This is a genomic window from Nonomuraea sp. SBT364 (assembly GCF_001083785.1).
GTDB lineage: Bacteria > Actinomycetota > Actinomycetes > Streptosporangiales > Streptosporangiaceae > Nonomuraea.
The window spans coordinates 64,840-79,337 of the sequence record NZ_LAVL01000026.1 but is presented as its reverse complement, the minus strand read 5'-3'; the positions used below and the strand labels follow the sequence as shown (position 1 = coordinate 79,337).

The window sequence follows — 14,498 nt, the reverse complement described above, 5'->3', positions numbered from 1 at the left end:
TCTTTCTAGATGCCTCTACGCGCTACTGTTGTCTCGTTTAGTGTAACTGTCAATCTATTAACATTTCTCAGTTTTTTTTTTTTTTACCAACAAAAAAACGCCATACTATATCTGTTCCGTTCCCGGGGGCTGGAACATTTTAAAAAGAGACCCCCCCCCGCCACTCCCCCGCAGGCCACCAAGGACGTCACGCTGTCCGGGGTGCGCGCCCAGCAGGTCGTCGTCACACTGATCACCGGTGACAAGGTCCAGCTCACCCGCTCCGCCGCCGGCCAGTACCGCGTCCAGGCGGCCCCCGGCTCCCGGCAGGACGGCCGCCGGATCAACCTGTTCACCCAGTTCACCCCGGACGGCGTCTACGTGCTGCCGGACGACGCGGTCGCCGCCGTCCAGGCGGGGCTGGTGGACAGGCGGCTGTTCGACGTCAAATACCTGGCCGAGAACGGCTATGCCGACGACGTGGCCAAGCGGCTGCCGGTCATCGTGCAGTACCCGGGCGACCAGCCCGAGGCCGCGGTCAAGCGTTCGGCCGCCGCCGTCCCCGCCAGCGATCCCACCCGGACGCTGGAGAGCATCCACGCCTCCGCCCTCGACGTCGCCAAGACCGAGGCGGGCACGTTCTGGGAGGCCGTACGCGGCGGGCAGGGCGCCGGGGAGGGCCTGGCCAAGGCGCCGGGCACGCTGCGCGGCGGCATCGCCAAGCTCTGGCTGGACGCCAAGGTCAAGGCCGACCTGGACGTGAGCGTCCCCCAGATCGGCGCCCCCCAGGCGTGGGAGCGCGGCCAGGACGGGACCGGCGTGAAGATCGCCGTCCTGGACACCGGCGCCGACGCCGGCCATCCCGACCTGGCCGGCAAGATCGCCGACAGCAAGTCGTTCGTCCCCGAGCAGGCCGTCCAGGACGGGCACGGGCACGGCACGCACGTCGCCTCGACCATCGCCGGCACCGGCGCGGCCTCCGGCGGCAAGCACAAGGGCGTCGCTCCCGGCGCGCAGCTCGTCGTCGGCAAGGTGCTCGACAACACCGGCTCCGGCCAGGAGTCGTGGATCATCGAGGGCATGGAGTGGGCCGCGCGCAGCGGCGCCAAGGCCGTCAGCATGAGCCTCGGCGGCCCGCCCAGCGACGGCTCCGACCCGCTCAGCCAGGCCGTGAACGACCTGACCGCCGAGACCGGCACGCTGTTCGTGGTCGCCGCGGGCAACCTGTACGAGGCCGAGACGATCAGCACGCCCGGCGCGGCCGACGCCGCGCTCACCGTGGCCGCCGTGGACAAGAACGACCAGCTCGCCGGGTTCTCCAGCCGAGGGCCGCGCCCCGGCGGCGGGCTCAAGCCCGACATCGCCGCGCCCGGCGTGGACATCGTGGCCGCGCGGGCGGCCGGCACCACCATGGGCTCCCCGGTGGACGAGCACTACACCGGCGCCTCCGGCACCTCCATGGCCACGCCGCACGTCGCCGGAGCCGTCGCGATCATGGCGCAGCGGCACCCGGACTGGACGGCGCAGCAGCTCAAGTCGGCCCTGATGTCCACCGCCAAGGACGACGGCTTCACCGTCTACGAGCAGGGCGCCGGCCGGGTGGACCTGGACCGCGCGACCCGGCAGCAGGTGTTCACCACCAGCGGCGGGGTGGACTTCGGCCTGCTGGAGACCGGCAGCGCGCCCAGGACCGGCCAGCTCTCCTACCGCAACCTGGGCGACCAGCCCGTCACGCTCACGCTGACGGCGGCGATGAGCGGCGGCGCGAAGCCGGTCCTGGCCGACGCGACGCTGACCGTCCCCGCCGGCGGCACGGCCGGCACCACCGTCACCCTCGACCCGGCCGAGCTCGCCATCGGGACCTACAGCGGGGCCGTGACGGCCGAGGCCGACGGCGTTCGGCTCACCACGCCGCTCGGCGCCGTGCGCGACGTCCCCAAGTACGACCTGACCATCCGCACCTTCGACCGGGACGGCAAGCCGCGCACCCCGACGGCCATGAGCGTCGTGGACGTCGAGGGCGACAAGGGTGAGCTCGGCCCCCACCGCATTGACGACGTCGGCCTGGTCGTCACCCGGGTCCCGGCGGGCACCGTCAGCCTGCTGCAGGTGCTCGACTGGGTGGACGGCGACGACCGCGCCAACCGGGCCTGGCTGTTCGAGCCCGAGCTGACCGTCACCGGGGACACCGAGGTCACGCTCGACGCCCGCAAGGCCACCGAGATCAGCTTCAGCGCCCCGAAGACCGCGCAGCCGCTGAACAACACCTACGATCTCTTCTTCCAGCGCACCCTGCCGAACGGCAAGGTCTTCGGCGGCACGCTCCTGTCGAACCGCCCGCTCGGCGGATGGGAGAAGGTGTGGGCGCTGCCCACCGAGAAGGTCACCAAGGGCCGCTTCCGCTTCACCGGCCAGTGGGAGCTGGGCGTGCCCGAGGTCACCATGACCATGCGCACACCCGGGCGGACGACCCTGCACCCGGTCTCCCGGGTCCACATGGTCGACTCGGGCGAGCTGCATCCCGGGTACGTCCCGTTCGACGGCGTCAAGGACCTGCGGGTGGTCGACGCGGGCAAGGGCCGTCCCGAGGACCTCGCGGGCAAGGACCTGCGCGGCGCGCTCGTACTGATCGACGCCGAGCCCGCCGAGGGGATCTTCGGGACGGCGTGCGGCCTCCAGATCGAGCGCGTGGGCCCGATCAGGGACGCGGGCGCCGCCGGCGTGCTGGCCTTCAACGAGAAGGCTTCCGTCTGCCCGATCCCGCTGCCCATCACGCAGAAGCCGTTCAGCGGCCCGTACCTGCCGGTCAACATCCCCGTCGCCTACGTCTCCAACGCCGAGGGCACGAAGATCCGCGACGCGGCCGCCCGGGGCAAGGTGACCGTCCGGGTCAAGGGCACCCCGAACACCCCGTACTCCTACGTGTTCAAGCCGTACGCCGACGAGCGCATCCCGGCGTCGATGCGCTACAAGGTGACCGAGCGCCAGCTCCACCGGGTCGACCTCGACGTGCACGCCGGGCCGTACACGAAGTACATGAACTGGCGCAGCACCTGGAGGACCGACGACATCACCTACACGGGGACCGGCACCAACATGCTGCACTGGTCGTCCCCGATGCCCGAGCGCAGGTCGCAGTGGGTGTGGCCGCTCGACCCCACGATCGTGAGCCAGTCCGGCATGTCCGCGCTCCTCCCGTCCGAGCCCGGCGCGGAGGTGCAGGACACCCGCTACCGCAACGACGTCTTCGACCGGCCGGGCAGCACCCGTCAGAAGTGGTTCGCCACCCCGAGCACGCCGGGCGCCTCCACGGCCTCCGACAAGGTGTACGCGCTCGGCGGCGACCCGGAGGACGTCCCGCTCAAGAAGCTCGTGATCGGGGTGCCGTGCGCGATCTGCGTGCACGAGGGCAACCTGTGGGTGACGCCGTCCATGGTCAACGGGGTCGGGGAACGGCGCGACGACGGCATCGCGTTCGGCGACCTGGCTCCGCAGTACGACCTGCACCTCTACCGCGACGGCAAGGAGCTGCCGAACGCCCCCGTGGCGGGGTTCGACAAGCTGCCGCGCTACCCGCTGCCCGCTGGGCAGGGCACCTACCGGCTGACGGCCAAGAACGACCTGCAGGACATCGAGTGGACGTTCACCGCCCCGCCGGCCAGGGACCAGCTGATGCCGGGCTTCAACTGCTACGCCTGGTTCATCGACGGGCCGGTCGAGCAGTGCCGCACCACCCCGGCGGTCTACGTCAGCTACGACCTCGGTGACAGCCTGTCCGTCGAGAACACGGTCGCGGCCGGGCGCAGGCACACGTTCGAGCTGGAGGCCTACCACGGGCCGTCGGCGGCGAAGATGCCGGCGATCTCGGGCGTGAAGTTGTGGACCAGCACCGACGACGGCGCCACCTGGCAGCGCGCCGACCTCAGGCGGGGGCGGGACGGCGGCTACACCGCCCGCGCGAAGTACCCGGCCTACCGCGCCACCAAGGGTGCGGTGAGCCTGAAGGTGGAGGCGTGGGACGCGGCGGGCAACCGCGTCAAGCAGACCACCCTCCGCGCGTTCGACCTCCGCTGACCGAGGTGACCGCGGCCGCCCGCCCGGCGGCCGCGGTCATCCGCGTCACGGCCGGGAGGGCCGCCGCCCCCTGACATGAGCCGCTGTGATCGGCAGGCCGCGCAGGGAGAGCGAGGCCGGCGGAGGCAACGCCGCGCCGGCCGGGTCGGCGCGGAACGACTGGAGCAGGTAGGCCACCAGCCGCCGGGACGCCGCACCGTCGTCCGGCACCGCTGCCACCAGGCCGCCGTGGGCGAGCATGACCACGATCAGGTCGGAAGGGTGGAAGTCGGCCCGCAGCGCGCCCGACGCCTGGGCCCTGCGCACCAGGGTCATGAGGTCGTGTTCGGCACGGGCCCGGGACCGCGCGTGTTCGGCCGCGCTGTCGGGGAAGGTCGCGAGGAAAGCCGCCGGGAACCCGCGCTCTTCCCACTGCAGCCTGCAGAGGGTCTCGACCAGCCGCTGAAAGCCCCACCACGGGTCGGAGGCGGCCAGAGCCTCGGCGAGCACCCGCGTGCAGATCTCCATCTGCCGCTGGAACGCGCCCCGCACCAGGGCGTCCCGGGTCGGGAAGTGCCGGTACAGCGTCGCCACGCCGACCCCGGCCCGGCGGGCCACCGCCGTCATCGGCGCGTCGATCCCGTGCTCGGCGAGAACCTCCCGGGCGGCGACGAGGACGCGCTCCCGGTTGCGCCGGGCGTCCGCCCGCATGCCGTCGGCGTCCTTGATCCGAGAGGATTGCGCCATCACTGTCTCTCATTTCCGGTCTGAACGGACGATCGGGTCCACTCCGGAGCCTACGGTCGAGCCCAGCTCCCTGTACGGTCCCAGTCGCTAGGTGGATCAATGAACGACCGCACGATGAAGGCAGTTCTGTTCGACCGCTACGGCCCGCCCGAGGTGCTCTACACGGGCCGGGTGCCGCGCCCCGAGCCCGCCCGTGGCGAGGCGCTCGTGCGGGTACGCGCGTTCAGCGTCAACGGCGGCGAACTGGCAGCCCGTGCCGGGCGGCTCCGCCTCCTGACCGGCCGGACCTTCCCCAAGCGTGTCGGCCTGGACTTCACCGGCGAGATCGCCGCGCTGGGCGCCGGCACGACCGGGATCGCGATCGGTGACCGCGTATGGGGTGTCATGGGGCGCACGTCCGGGTTCGGCAGCGCGGCCGAGTACGTGAGCGTGCCCGCCGGGCGGCTCGGCCGGGTCCCCGCCGGACTGGACCTGGTGGACGCCGCCGCGCTTCCGGTCGCCACCACCGCCGTCACCGCACTGCGGGACAAAGCCGGGCTGCGCCCCGGGGAACGGCTCCTCGTGCGGGGCGCGGCGGGCGGCGTCGGCAACGCGGCCGTCCAGCTCGGACGGGCGTACGGGGCCGAGGTCACGGCACTCGCCCGCGCCGCCAACCTCGGCTTCGTGCGTGACCTCGGCGCGCACAAGGCCGTCGACCACCGGACGGTTCCGCCGGCGGAACTGGGCCGCTTCGACGTGGTCCTCGACACGGCGGGGACCGGCCTGCAGACCTTCCGTCGCCTGCTGAACCCGGGCGGGCGCATGGTCACCATCGCCTTCGACCTGACCCGGCCCGCCGCGTCGCTCGGCTACATCGCGTTCAGCACGGTCCACGGGCGTGGCCGGGTGCGCTTCTTCAGCGGCAACCCCGGACGGGAGGCCTTCGACGACCTCGCCCGCCACGTGGCCGAGGGGAAGCTGAGCCCGGCGGTGGACACGATCTTCTCCCTGGAGGAGACGGGGGCCGCGCACCGGGCACTGGAGGCGGGCGGCGTGCGGGGCAAGTACGTGGTCAGGGTCGACTGAGCCCGGTCCTGGGCGAGTCGCGCCCGGCGTTCGCGGCTGTACGGATTTGTACGGACTGTCCGGTGACGCCTTCCGGTGGCCCGGTTTCGCGGTGACAGTCGAGGCCGAGCCCCTCGACGTCACGGAGGACACCATGGGCCCCCGATCGGACGACCGTCCCGCGGTCCGCTCTCCCGGATGACCGCCGGCACCTCCCCCCGCCACCCGGCCGGCCGAAGCGGCAGGCTCGTACGGCGGACCCGCACGGGCGCGGCGCTCCTGGGCGCCGGCGTCGTGATCACCGCGCTCATGACGGCGCCCGCCCGGGCGACACCCTCCCCGAGCTGCTGGGCCGGCATCACGGCCACGGGCGGCGTCGGAAGCTGCCGAGGCGCCACCAACGGAGGCAGCTTCTACCAGCTGCACGTGACGTGCCAGCTGGTGCGCGGCCAGTCCTTCGAGTACACGCTGACCAGCCAGGTCACCTACGCGGCGCCCAGCCAGCCGGGCGTCGTCGTCCAGGTCGACACCTGCGGGTTGTCGACGTCGGCGGTAACCAACGCGTGGATGACGAGCTGGTGACCGCGTCGCGCGCCCGCCCCCTGACCCGCCTGCCGGGATCCCGACGACGTCATGGAGGACGATCATGATCGAACAACCGACCCGCAGGGCGGTCCTGCGGACGGCCGCCCGCGCCTCGGTGCTCCTCGGAGCGGGCGCCGCGCTCGCCGTCACCGGCTCCCCGCCCGCACGGGCCGCCCAGCTGGGCTGGCGATGGTGCGCCCGGTGCAGCGGCCTGTGGTACTCCGCCAACGGGACACGGGGCAGCTGCCCCGCCGGCGACCTGTTCGACGGCGGCCACCACAGCACCGGCAGCGGCGACTACGTCATCAAGACGATCGAGGACGGCGGCCAGGGACAGACCGGCTGGCGCTGGTGCGGCACCTGCCAGGGACTGTGGTACGGAGGCGGCCCCTCGCTCGGCCACTGCCCGGGCCGGGGCTCCTCCGGCCACTGGCCCTTCGGACCATTCCCCGTCATATCCTCCTACTACGTGCTGGAGGACATCGGCAACCGGGACGGCCCGGGCGGCCAGGAGCAGTGGCGCTGGTGCGTCAAGTGCGGCGGCCTGTTCTTCGACGGCAACTCCCCCGGCGCCTCGGGCCGCTGCCCCAAGGACAACGCGCACCATTCCGTCACCGGCGGCAGCTACGTCCTGCGGCAGACCCCGTGAACCCGCGCCAGGGGTGAGGCCGTCGCGGGCGCCGGAGGAGCGCAACCGCTCCATCGCTGCAGTGTTACCTGCGGCGAAGCGCGGTTGCGATGATCTCCGAGCTGTCGGCGTGCAGGGCCTGCGCCGCCGTCTGGCCGGTCGCCTCCAGGTAGGCGTCGACCAGCCGGTTGCCCGCGGCGTACCCGGCGCCCATCGGCAGCCCCACCGGGGTGACACCGAGGTGCTCGGCGCCGGCGTCGCCGTGCACCCAGGCGGTGAAGTTCTGCATGCCTGTCACGTCGAGCCCGGTGAGCACCTTGGCGAAGACCTCGTCGTCGTGCAGGTGCGGCACGCCGATGCGGGCGTGGCCGAGCTCGTCGCCGTAGAGCTGCCGGGCGAAGGCGTCGGCCAGGCCCTCACCGACGATGTGCTCGCCCACGGTGACGGTCATCGGGTCCCACACCACCCCGCCCGGGCTCCACCGCAGGTTGTGGTGCAGTTCGTGCACGGCGGTGGCCTCCAGCCGCTCCACGTTCTCGGGGAAGGGCCAGAACGTGATGGAGATGTTGCCCGAGATGCCGCCGAACCCGGTCAATCCTTTGCAGGGCCCCATGAAGTGCTCGTCGCTCGGGTCGCCGAGGACGAACAGCACGGTGATGTCCGGTGCCTCCAGCCCCGGCGTCGCCTCAAGCAGTACGGCGAGAGCGTCGTCGAGGGCGCGTTGCATCCGCTCCCACGCCCCGGCCGCCGCCAGGGTTTCGAGCGCGTCGAGGCAACGCTCCTCGTCGCGGTCGATGGGAAACCCGGACGATTGCAGGTGCACGGCGACCAGGTCGAGCTCGCCGGGGTGGTAGCGGTACATGCCCCTGTTGGCGTCCAGCATCGAACGCAACAGGTCGGCGCGGTCCGCGACCGGGGCCAGCAGGATCTGCCGCATGGCGGAGTAGGTGTCAAGAACAGTGATCGACATGGCCCAGATGCTAGAAGTTGACGCAACGTCAACGTCAAACCAGGCTTGCGCGGCCCGGCTGGTCCCGATCGCCGCGCGCTTGACCCTGACGCTGGGGCAAGGTCTCAGCATGGCGGCATGACCACGGAAAACAGTGCGATCGAGGTCCCCCCGATGCGGCACTTCACGATTCACCACGACGGCGTCACGATCCCGGTCTCTCAAGGTGGCCGGGGACGACCGCTGGTCCTGTGCCCTGGCCTGAACTCGACCCAGGCCGGCCTGCGCGAGCTGACCGGGCTGCTGAGACGCGACCACGACGTGGTGACCTTCGACCTGCGGGGCCATGGCCTCGCCTCGGCCGCCGGCCGGTACTCCTTCGAGGCGTTTCTCGGCGATCTCGACGCGGTGATGGCAGAGCTGGAGAACCGCGGCCTGCCCGAGCCGCCTGTGCTGGTGGGGTACTCGCTGGGCGCTGACCTGGCCGTGCACTATGCCTCCGAGCATCCGGGCGCCGTTGCCGAGCTTGTTCTCATCGACGGGGCGAACCCGGTGCCCGAACCGTTCATCACCGAGGCCGTCCTGCCGGAGTTCCGCGCCATGTGGGAGGAACTGGCGGCGCGGCAGGAGACCGAGCGGGGCACCGAGCGTCAGGTGTTGCTCACCGCCCGGGAGATCCTCGGCCTGAACCTCGAGATCGACCTGATCCGGTCCGGGATCCTCGACCGGTACGGGAAGATCGATCGCCCCATCACCATGATCATGTCGACGTCGATGGCCGGCGACGGCGACGAAGGACCCGCGCCGAAGTTCAACCAGAACTGGCGTGCCGGCGTCGAGCGGCTGGTCCGCGAGCACCCGCACATCGCCACCAGCTGGCTCGACGCGGACCACCAACTGGTCTTCACCCATGCCCGGGAAGTCGCCCGGATCATCCGCAGGACGGAGGCGACCTCTTGAGCGACTCCTGGAGACTGCTGTCATGCTGACGATCGGCGAGCTCGCGTCGTACACCGGAGTGACGGTCCGCACGGTGCGGCACTACCACGCCAAGGGGCTGCTGCCGGAGCCGGAGCGCGACCATTCCGGCTACCGCAGATACGACGCCGGCGCCGTGGTCGAGCTGATCAAAATCCGGACCCTCGCCGAGGCCGGGGTCCCGCTGGCGCGGGTGCGGAGCCTGCTGGGGGCCGGCGAGGAGGAGTTCGCCGCGGCGATCGCAGACATCGACAGGAGGCTGCGGGCGGAGATCCGCGAGCGGCAGCGGCATCGCGAGCGGATCGCCCGCCTCGTCGCGGGCGAACACCTGGTGCTGCCTCCGGAGGTGGTCGCGTATCTCGACCGGCTGCGGGCGCTCGGGGTCGACGAGCGGATCGTCCAGGCCGAGCGCGACGGCTGGATTCCACTGGTCGCGCAGTCACCCGAGCGGGTCCCGGAGTGGATGGCGCGCAAGGGCGAGCAGCTCGACCACCCGCAGCTCGTCGACTTCTTCCTCACCCTGAGCCAGGCTCTCGACCGGGCCGACGACGACCCGCGGCTGGTCGAGCTGGCGGACGAGCTGGCCGCCTACATCACGCGGATGGCCGACGAGCGGGGCGAGGACTATGTCGACGACATCGACATCGAGCTGCCGCTCGCCAAGCTGATGGACACGCTGGCGTTCGCCACAGTGCCGCCGGCGCGCCGGCTGATCGAACTGCTGAGGCAGCGAGGCTGGACGGGCTGGACCAAGCTCGAACGCGTGGACCCCACACCGTAGGCGCGACTGTGACGCAACCATGACGCGGCGCGAACGAGGCGGGGACGCGGCCGGTCGACAGTGGACGGGGTCGTCCGCTGGGACGGAGCGGTACGGCGAAGGCGATAGCGAAAAGGGGCAAGCGTGGCTGATGACGGAAAATGGGACCGGCGTTCGGTGTTGCGGGGCGCCGCTGTGCTGGCCGGTGCCGCCGCGACGGCGCCGCTGCTGGGCGGGGCGGCCACGGCGCCGGCCGCCGCCACCGGTGAGGCGGACGCGTTGTTCAAGGCCGGCAAGTTCAAGCAGGCCGGCCACGCGTACGAGGAGATCTTGAAGAAGGACCCCGGCAACCTGCGCGCGGCTCGCCAGCGTGGCTATGTCGGGCTGTTGTCCAACCGGTTCCCCGACGCCGAGAAGTACCTCAAGATGGCCGTCAAGCTGGCCCCCGACGACAAGGAGGCCAACGAGCTCCTGGGCGACTGCTACATCCGGCAGGACGAATTCGCCCTGTCCGCTCCATGCTGGCGAGCGGCCGGCGCGGAAGACTACGCCACCTGGTTCGCGGCCATCAGCGGCGAGCCGTACCAGGTCCACGGCGACATTGCCCGGGTGCGAATCCGGGAGATGGACCCGAGGCCGCTGGTGGAGGCCTCGGTCAACGGCGGACCGCCGAAGCGCTTCACGTTCTACACCGGGGCCCCGAACCTGAGCCTGACCGCGTCGGCGGCCAAGGAGGCCGGGCTGAACCCCGTCGTCAGCCAGAAGAGCGATTTCGAGGGCACCCCCATATGGGTGCACTACGGGGTGCTGGACTCCTTCAAGCTGGGCGGCATCGAACTGCGCAACGTCCCCGTGGGCTGGTCGTCGACGGAGTCGGGCGAAGATGTCGGCACGGACGACGACGGCCTGATCGGCACGTGGGTCTTCTACCACTTGCTGACCACCTTCGACTACGCGGGCCGGTCGCTGATCCTGCGCCGCAGAACCCCCGAGGTGGCCGGGCAGGTACGCGCCGCCGCCGTCCGGGCGGGCGCCGAGCCCCTGCCCATGTGGCTGGCCCGTGACCACGGCATCCACAGCCTCGGCAGCATCGCCGGCTCCGGCCCACGGGTCGTGGGCGTCAACCTGGGCGGGATCGGCGAGATCGCCGCGGGCATGCCCGGGGAAACGGCCGAGCGGTTGCGGATCCGCACCGACCGCGACCGCCCGATCGAGACGTTCGCCCACAGCCACCCGACCATCACCTACCCCTGCTACCCGAAGGAGATCCGCCTCGGCAACGCCGTCGCCGAGGAGGTCTACTGCGAAACGGACCCGAACATGCCGGTCAACGTGCCCTGGCCGTACGGGCCGGGGTTCGACGGGCTGGGCCACTTCGCCCACTGCTTCTTCAAGCCCTACAACGTCACCCTCGACTTCACCGACATGAACCTTTACGTCGCCCGGGGCAAAGCCATCTGATCACCGCAGCAGCCAGGAACGGCCGGGGACGTGTCAGCGGCGCGCCAGGGCCCGGCCGTCGGGCAGGGCTCGGCCGCTCAGGAGTGCAACCAGTGAGCCGCTGTCGGCGCGAACGAGCCGGCCGTTTCCCCAGTTCCAGCCGGTGTCGGTGGCCTCGAGCCGGACATCGGTCAGGTCGATGCCGAACGAGCTGCCGTCTGCGGCGGTGAGCTGGTCGAGGACGGTGGCCACGGCCTCCGCCGGGGCGACCGGGCGACGGCCGAGCGCGACCGTCACGTCCAGGGAGTGGATGACGGCATGGCTCAGCGCACCGGCCGCACCGCCGCCCGGCGGCTGCCACGCGTGCAGTCCCGGCGATCGGAGCCGGCCGAGGAGGTCGGCGACGGGCAGCGCGGCGTCCCGCGAGGCGACGGTGTCGGAAAGTACGGTGAAGTCGCCGCCCGCCGCCGCCATCTCGGCCCCGAACCCCTCCGGAGTCAGCCGCGCCGGCATCGTCACGTGCGCGATCACGTGGCGCACCAGCCACTTGTCGCACAGCGACGGGGCGTCCCACGTCTCGGCGGGCGCGGCGGCGAGGAAGTCGGCGAGCCCGGTGCAGGTCGGCGCCACCCAGGACTGCGGGCCGGTCATGACCGGTCCCCTTGTGCGAGGTGCGCGAGGTGTTGCTCCAGCTTGTCGAGCGAGGTGAGGAAGCCCGCGCGGGCCTCGGGAGCGCGCATCGTCTCGGGCACGTTGCGCTGGTGGATGACGACCGCGGTCGTGCCGTCGCCGAGGTCTTCCAGTGTGCTGGTGGTGTGCATCCCGGTCGCCGGCTCGACCCAGGCGATCCGCTCGGGCGGGACGATCTCGGTGAAGGTGGCGACCATCCGGTGGCTGCCCTGCTCGCCGATCATCAGGGTCTCGAACCGGCCGCCGGGGTGGAGCTCGACGACGATGCCGTCGGGCGGCGTGACCATGCCGCTCGGGCCCCAGAAGCACGCGAGCTCGGCGGGCTCGGTGAGGCAGCGCCACACCAGCTCACGCGGTGCGGGCAGGACGCGCCGGTAGACGAGTTCGTCGGCGTTCACGGGTTCTCCCCTTCCTGTAGGTGGGCGAGGTGGGCCTCCAGCCGGTCCATCCGGTCCGACCAGGCCCGCCGGCTCTCCTCGATCCAGGAGAGCGCCGTTTCGAGCGCCGCGGGTTCGAGGCGGCATGGCCGGGTTTGCCGGTGCCGTCCCTGGCTGATCAGGCCGGAGCGCTCAAGCACCCGAATGTGATGTGACACGGCCTGCATGCTCATGGCGTACGGCTCCGCCAGTTCCTTGACCGTCGCCTCGCCCGTGCTCAGCCGGGCCACGATGTCGCGCCTGGTCCGGTCGCTGAGCGCCGTGAACAGGGCATCGAGCTGCTGATCCTCGACCATGGTTCCCATGCCGCTATACAAGCATTCGCTTTATAAAGTGTCAACTTGAGTAACCGGCGTCCTCCGGGCGGTCTGCGACGAGCTCAAGATCAGGCCGGGCTTCGAGAGCGGCTTCTCCTTCGGGCTGCCGGCCCTCCCGAGGTCCGCCGAAGGCTTCGCGGCGGCGACCACGTACTCCGGCTCGGACCTGGCCGCGAGCTGGCACAGGGGGTGGCGGAGGTCGATCGCGACGGCACGTGGCGGCTGACCGCGCTCGGCCGGGCGTTGGCGCCGGCGGTGCAGCGCGCGTACGGCGATTGGGCCGTGGAGTACTGGGACCGGAAGCCGGTCGAGACGATGCCGGGCCTCACCGTGGTGCCACGGCTCGCGGAACCGGTGGCCCGGCGTTCCTGGCGATGGCCCCGGTGCACGAGCCGCTCGACGCCACCCCGGCGCTGCGCCTGACCAGCCGCCGGGGCCTTGCGCCACCACCGGGCCGACGCGCAGCGGAAGAGCGAGGACGAGACCAACCGCCGGGACGAGCCCATTCACCAGGCGCTGTCACAGCCGGCGCGCGGCGAGCCGCTCGCCGGTCTGGGCGGCCCTGCCCGGCTGACCTCCGATCAGGGAGAACGCACGCCCCCGGAGTCTCACTGACCAGGGCGCTCAACTGGCGCAGCTTGATCGAGATCGCGATGAGGGTGACGGCGGGGAGCAAAGGCGGGACCGCGTCCGACTGGCCCTGTTCGCGCTCAAGACGATCCCGGCAGCACCGCCTTCGGCCGCGAAAACCCGGGTGACGCCGGTGGCCGGGGTCCGCGAGAATGGCCGACGTGAAGGAGGTCGAGGTCGTCGTCGCCCATCGCGAGTGCGCGACGCTGCGGGTCGGTGACGTGTTCCTCAAGATCGACGCTGATCAGGCGCGCACCGACGTCGAGGTCGAGGCGATGGCCGTCGCGCCGGTCCCGACTCCGGAGATCCTGTGGCGCAGGCCGCCCGTCCTCGCGCTCGCCGCCCTCCCGGGGACGGCACTCGGCCGCCTCGGCGAACCGTCGACCGCGTCGCCGGCGGCGTGGGCCGCGGCGGGTGCCGCCGTACGGAAGCTGCACGACGCGCCGCTGCCGCCATGGCCCGGCCGGAGCGTCGACGAGTTCGCAGCGCGCCTGGACGGCGAATGCGAGTGGCTCGTCACGAACGGTGTCCTCCCCGCCGACCTGGTCACGCGCAACCGCCGGGTCGCCGAGGCCGCGCTGCGCCCGTGGACACCGGCGTTCATCCACGGCGACCTGCAGATCAGCCACGTGTTCGCCGACGGTGACGAGATCACCGGTGTGATCGACTGGACCGAGGCGAGCCGGGGCGACGCCCTGTACGACCTCGCCACGTTGACACTCGGGCACGAGGAGCACCTGGGCGACGTCGTCGCCGGCTACGGCACCGGCGTCGACCTCGACGTGATCCGCGCGTGGTGGTCGCTGCGCAGCCTGGTGGCGATCCGGTGGCTGGTCGAGCACGGCTTCGACCCGTTCTCGCCGGGCTGCGAGGTCGACGTGCTGAGATCGCGCATGTGACTGTCCCGAAGCGTTGATCGGCGGCATGTCGACGGCGCGGTCGATCCGGTTGCCGTAGTCCTGCCTGTTCGCCACGAGGTGTCAGGCCGCAGCTGTACGCCACGCAGCCGGCCGGGCTCCACGTCGACACCTGGTCCATGAACGGGCGCCAGCTCAAGTGGCTGCTGGGGCACGCGAACGACCGGCGCGGCGTGCTGACCCCGTCCGCCGGCCTGCGTCACACCGTGGAGGACGGCGCCGTCACCGCGATCACGCTGAACGGCCGGCCCGTGACCGACGACCAGGTGATCAAGGTCGCCGCGAACTACATCCTGGCCGGCGGGCTGGGAGGGCAGCCGATCGCCCTGTGATGAACATTCTCT

15 protein-coding genes are annotated in these 14,498 nt (G+C 71.5%); 10 read left to right on the top strand and 5 right to left on the bottom strand.

Annotated elements, in window-relative coordinates:
• The first annotated feature begins 201 nt into the window (after window positions 1-201).
• The gene (locus tag ADY59_RS15360) at window positions 202-4,053 is read left to right on the top strand and encodes a S8 family peptidase (protein ID WP_231618731.1); all 3,852 of its coding nucleotides are present in this window, start codon (window positions 202-204) and stop codon (window positions 4,051-4,053) included.
• 45 nt (window positions 4,054-4,098) lie between these two features.
• On the opposite strand, the gene ADY59_RS15355 is transcribed toward ADY59_RS15360, so the two are convergent.
• Window positions 4,099-4,779: a TetR/AcrR family transcriptional regulator gene (locus ADY59_RS15355; RefSeq protein WP_049562658.1), complete on the bottom strand. Its 681-nt coding sequence runs from the start codon at window positions 4,777-4,779 to the stop codon at window positions 4,099-4,101.
• A 99-nt stretch (window positions 4,780-4,878) separates the two neighbouring features.
• On the opposite strand from ADY59_RS15355, the gene ADY59_RS15350 reads away from it, so the two are divergent.
• From ADY59_RS15350 to ADY59_RS15340, 3 genes are all read left to right on the top strand, one after another.
• On the top strand, window positions 4,879-5,844 hold the full coding sequence (locus tag ADY59_RS15350) for an NAD(P)-dependent alcohol dehydrogenase (protein WP_049562657.1): 966 nt from the start codon (window positions 4,879-4,881) through the stop codon (window positions 5,842-5,844).
• A 177-nt stretch (window positions 5,845-6,021) separates the two neighbouring features.
• Window positions 6,022-6,405, top strand: coding sequence for a hypothetical protein (locus tag ADY59_RS15345; protein WP_049562655.1), 384 nt, complete (start codon window positions 6,022-6,024; stop codon window positions 6,403-6,405).
• A gap of 64 nt (window positions 6,406-6,469) precedes the next feature.
• Entirely contained in the window at window positions 6,470-7,057 is a 588-nt protein-coding gene (locus ADY59_RS15340) for a hypothetical protein (protein ID WP_049562653.1), read from the top strand.
• A gap of 64 nt (window positions 7,058-7,121) precedes the next feature.
• Here ADY59_RS15340 and ADY59_RS15335 read toward each other — a convergent pair whose 3' ends face one another.
• Window positions 7,122-8,006: a DUF2268 domain-containing protein gene (locus tag ADY59_RS15335; RefSeq protein WP_049562652.1), complete on the bottom strand. Its 885-nt coding sequence runs from the start codon at window positions 8,004-8,006 to the stop codon at window positions 7,122-7,124.
• 117 nt (window positions 8,007-8,123) lie between these two features.
• On the opposite strand from ADY59_RS15335, the gene ADY59_RS15330 reads away from it, so the two are divergent.
• The 3 genes from ADY59_RS15330 to ADY59_RS15320 all read left to right on the top strand — a co-directional run bounded on the left by ADY59_RS15330 (window position 8,124) and on the right by ADY59_RS15320 (window position 11,184).
• On the top strand, window positions 8,124-8,945 hold the full coding sequence (locus ADY59_RS15330) for an alpha/beta fold hydrolase (RefSeq protein ID WP_197093654.1): 822 nt from the start codon (window positions 8,124-8,126) through the stop codon (window positions 8,943-8,945).
• A 22-nt stretch (window positions 8,946-8,967) separates the two neighbouring features.
• Window positions 8,968-9,744, top strand: coding sequence for a MerR family transcriptional regulator (locus ADY59_RS15325; RefSeq protein WP_049562650.1), 777 nt, complete (start codon window positions 8,968-8,970; stop codon window positions 9,742-9,744).
• Between the two features lie 123 nt (window positions 9,745-9,867).
• Entirely contained in the window at window positions 9,868-11,184 is a 1,317-nt protein-coding gene (locus ADY59_RS15320) for a tetratricopeptide repeat protein (protein ID WP_082310119.1), read from the top strand.
• A 33-nt stretch (window positions 11,185-11,217) separates the two neighbouring features.
• Here the strand turns inward: ADY59_RS15320 and ADY59_RS15315 are convergent, their stop codons facing one another.
• Genes ADY59_RS15315 through ADY59_RS15305 form a run of 3 tightly spaced genes read right to left on the bottom strand, consistent with a single transcriptional unit; the run spans window position 11,218 to window position 12,586 of the window.
• A complete protein-coding gene (locus tag ADY59_RS15315) occupies window positions 11,218-11,814 on the bottom strand; it encodes a maleylpyruvate isomerase family mycothiol-dependent enzyme (protein WP_049562647.1) in 597 nt (198 codons plus the stop codon).
• The gene (locus tag ADY59_RS15310; RefSeq protein WP_049562645.1) at window positions 11,811-12,251 is read right to left on the bottom strand and encodes an SRPBCC family protein; all 441 of its coding nucleotides are present in this window, start codon (window positions 12,249-12,251) and stop codon (window positions 11,811-11,813) included. The genes ADY59_RS15315 and ADY59_RS15310 overlap by 4 nt, the downstream gene beginning before the upstream one ends.
• Window positions 12,248-12,586 (bottom strand): ArsR/SmtB family transcription factor, encoded by a 339-nt coding sequence (locus ADY59_RS15305; RefSeq protein ID WP_197093657.1) that lies wholly within the window; start codon window positions 12,584-12,586, stop codon window positions 12,248-12,250. The genes ADY59_RS15310 and ADY59_RS15305 overlap by 4 nt, the downstream gene beginning before the upstream one ends.
• Window positions 12,587-12,796: 210 nt before the next feature.
• On the opposite strand from ADY59_RS15305, the gene ADY59_RS49990 reads away from it, so the two are divergent.
• From ADY59_RS49990 to ADY59_RS15290, 3 genes are all read left to right on the top strand, one after another.
• Window positions 12,797-13,030 (top strand): hypothetical protein, encoded by a 234-nt coding sequence (locus tag ADY59_RS49990; protein WP_156325510.1) that lies wholly within the window; start codon window positions 12,797-12,799, stop codon window positions 13,028-13,030.
• A gap of 368 nt (window positions 13,031-13,398) precedes the next feature.
• Window positions 13,399-14,136, top strand: coding sequence for a phosphotransferase family protein (locus tag ADY59_RS15295; protein WP_049562682.1), 738 nt, complete (start codon window positions 13,399-13,401; stop codon window positions 14,134-14,136).
• Window positions 14,137-14,273: 137 nt separating this feature from the next.
• Complete coding sequence (locus tag ADY59_RS15290; protein ID WP_049562643.1) at window positions 14,274-14,486, top strand: hypothetical protein; 213 nt, start codon at window positions 14,274-14,276, stop codon at window positions 14,484-14,486.
• The last annotated feature ends 12 nt before the right edge of the window (window positions 14,487-14,498 follow it).

Excerpts from the sequence above, each read along its gene's own strand:
- ADY59_RS15355 (WP_049562658.1), bottom strand. The coding sequence starts at position 4,779 with ATGGCGCAATCCTCTCGGATCAAGGACGCCGACGGCATGCGGGCGGAC.
- ADY59_RS15350 (WP_049562657.1), top strand. The coding sequence starts at position 4,879 with ATGAACGACCGCACGATGAAGGCAGTTCTGTTCGACCGCTACGGCCCG.
- ADY59_RS15345 (WP_049562655.1), top strand. The coding sequence starts at position 6,022 with ATGACCGCCGGCACCTCCCCCCGCCACCCGGCCGGCCGAAGCGGCAGG.
- ADY59_RS15340 (WP_049562653.1), top strand. The coding sequence starts at position 6,470 with ATGATCGAACAACCGACCCGCAGGGCGGTCCTGCGGACGGCCGCCCGC.
- ADY59_RS15335 (WP_049562652.1), bottom strand. The coding sequence starts at position 8,006 with ATGTCGATCACTGTTCTTGACACCTACTCCGCCATGCGGCAGATCCTG.
- ADY59_RS15330 (WP_197093654.1), top strand. The coding sequence starts at position 8,124 with ATGACCACGGAAAACAGTGCGATCGAGGTCCCCCCGATGCGGCACTTC.
- ADY59_RS15325 (WP_049562650.1), top strand. The coding sequence starts at position 8,968 with ATGCTGACGATCGGCGAGCTCGCGTCGTACACCGGAGTGACGGTCCGC.
- ADY59_RS15315 (WP_049562647.1), bottom strand. The coding sequence starts at position 11,814 with ATGACCGGCCCGCAGTCCTGGGTGGCGCCGACCTGCACCGGGCTCGCC.
- ADY59_RS15305 (WP_197093657.1), bottom strand. The coding sequence starts at position 12,586 with ATGGTCGAGGATCAGCAGCTCGATGCCCTGTTCACGGCGCTCAGCGAC.
- ADY59_RS15290 (WP_049562643.1), top strand. The coding sequence starts at position 14,274 with ATGAACGGGCGCCAGCTCAAGTGGCTGCTGGGGCACGCGAACGACCGG.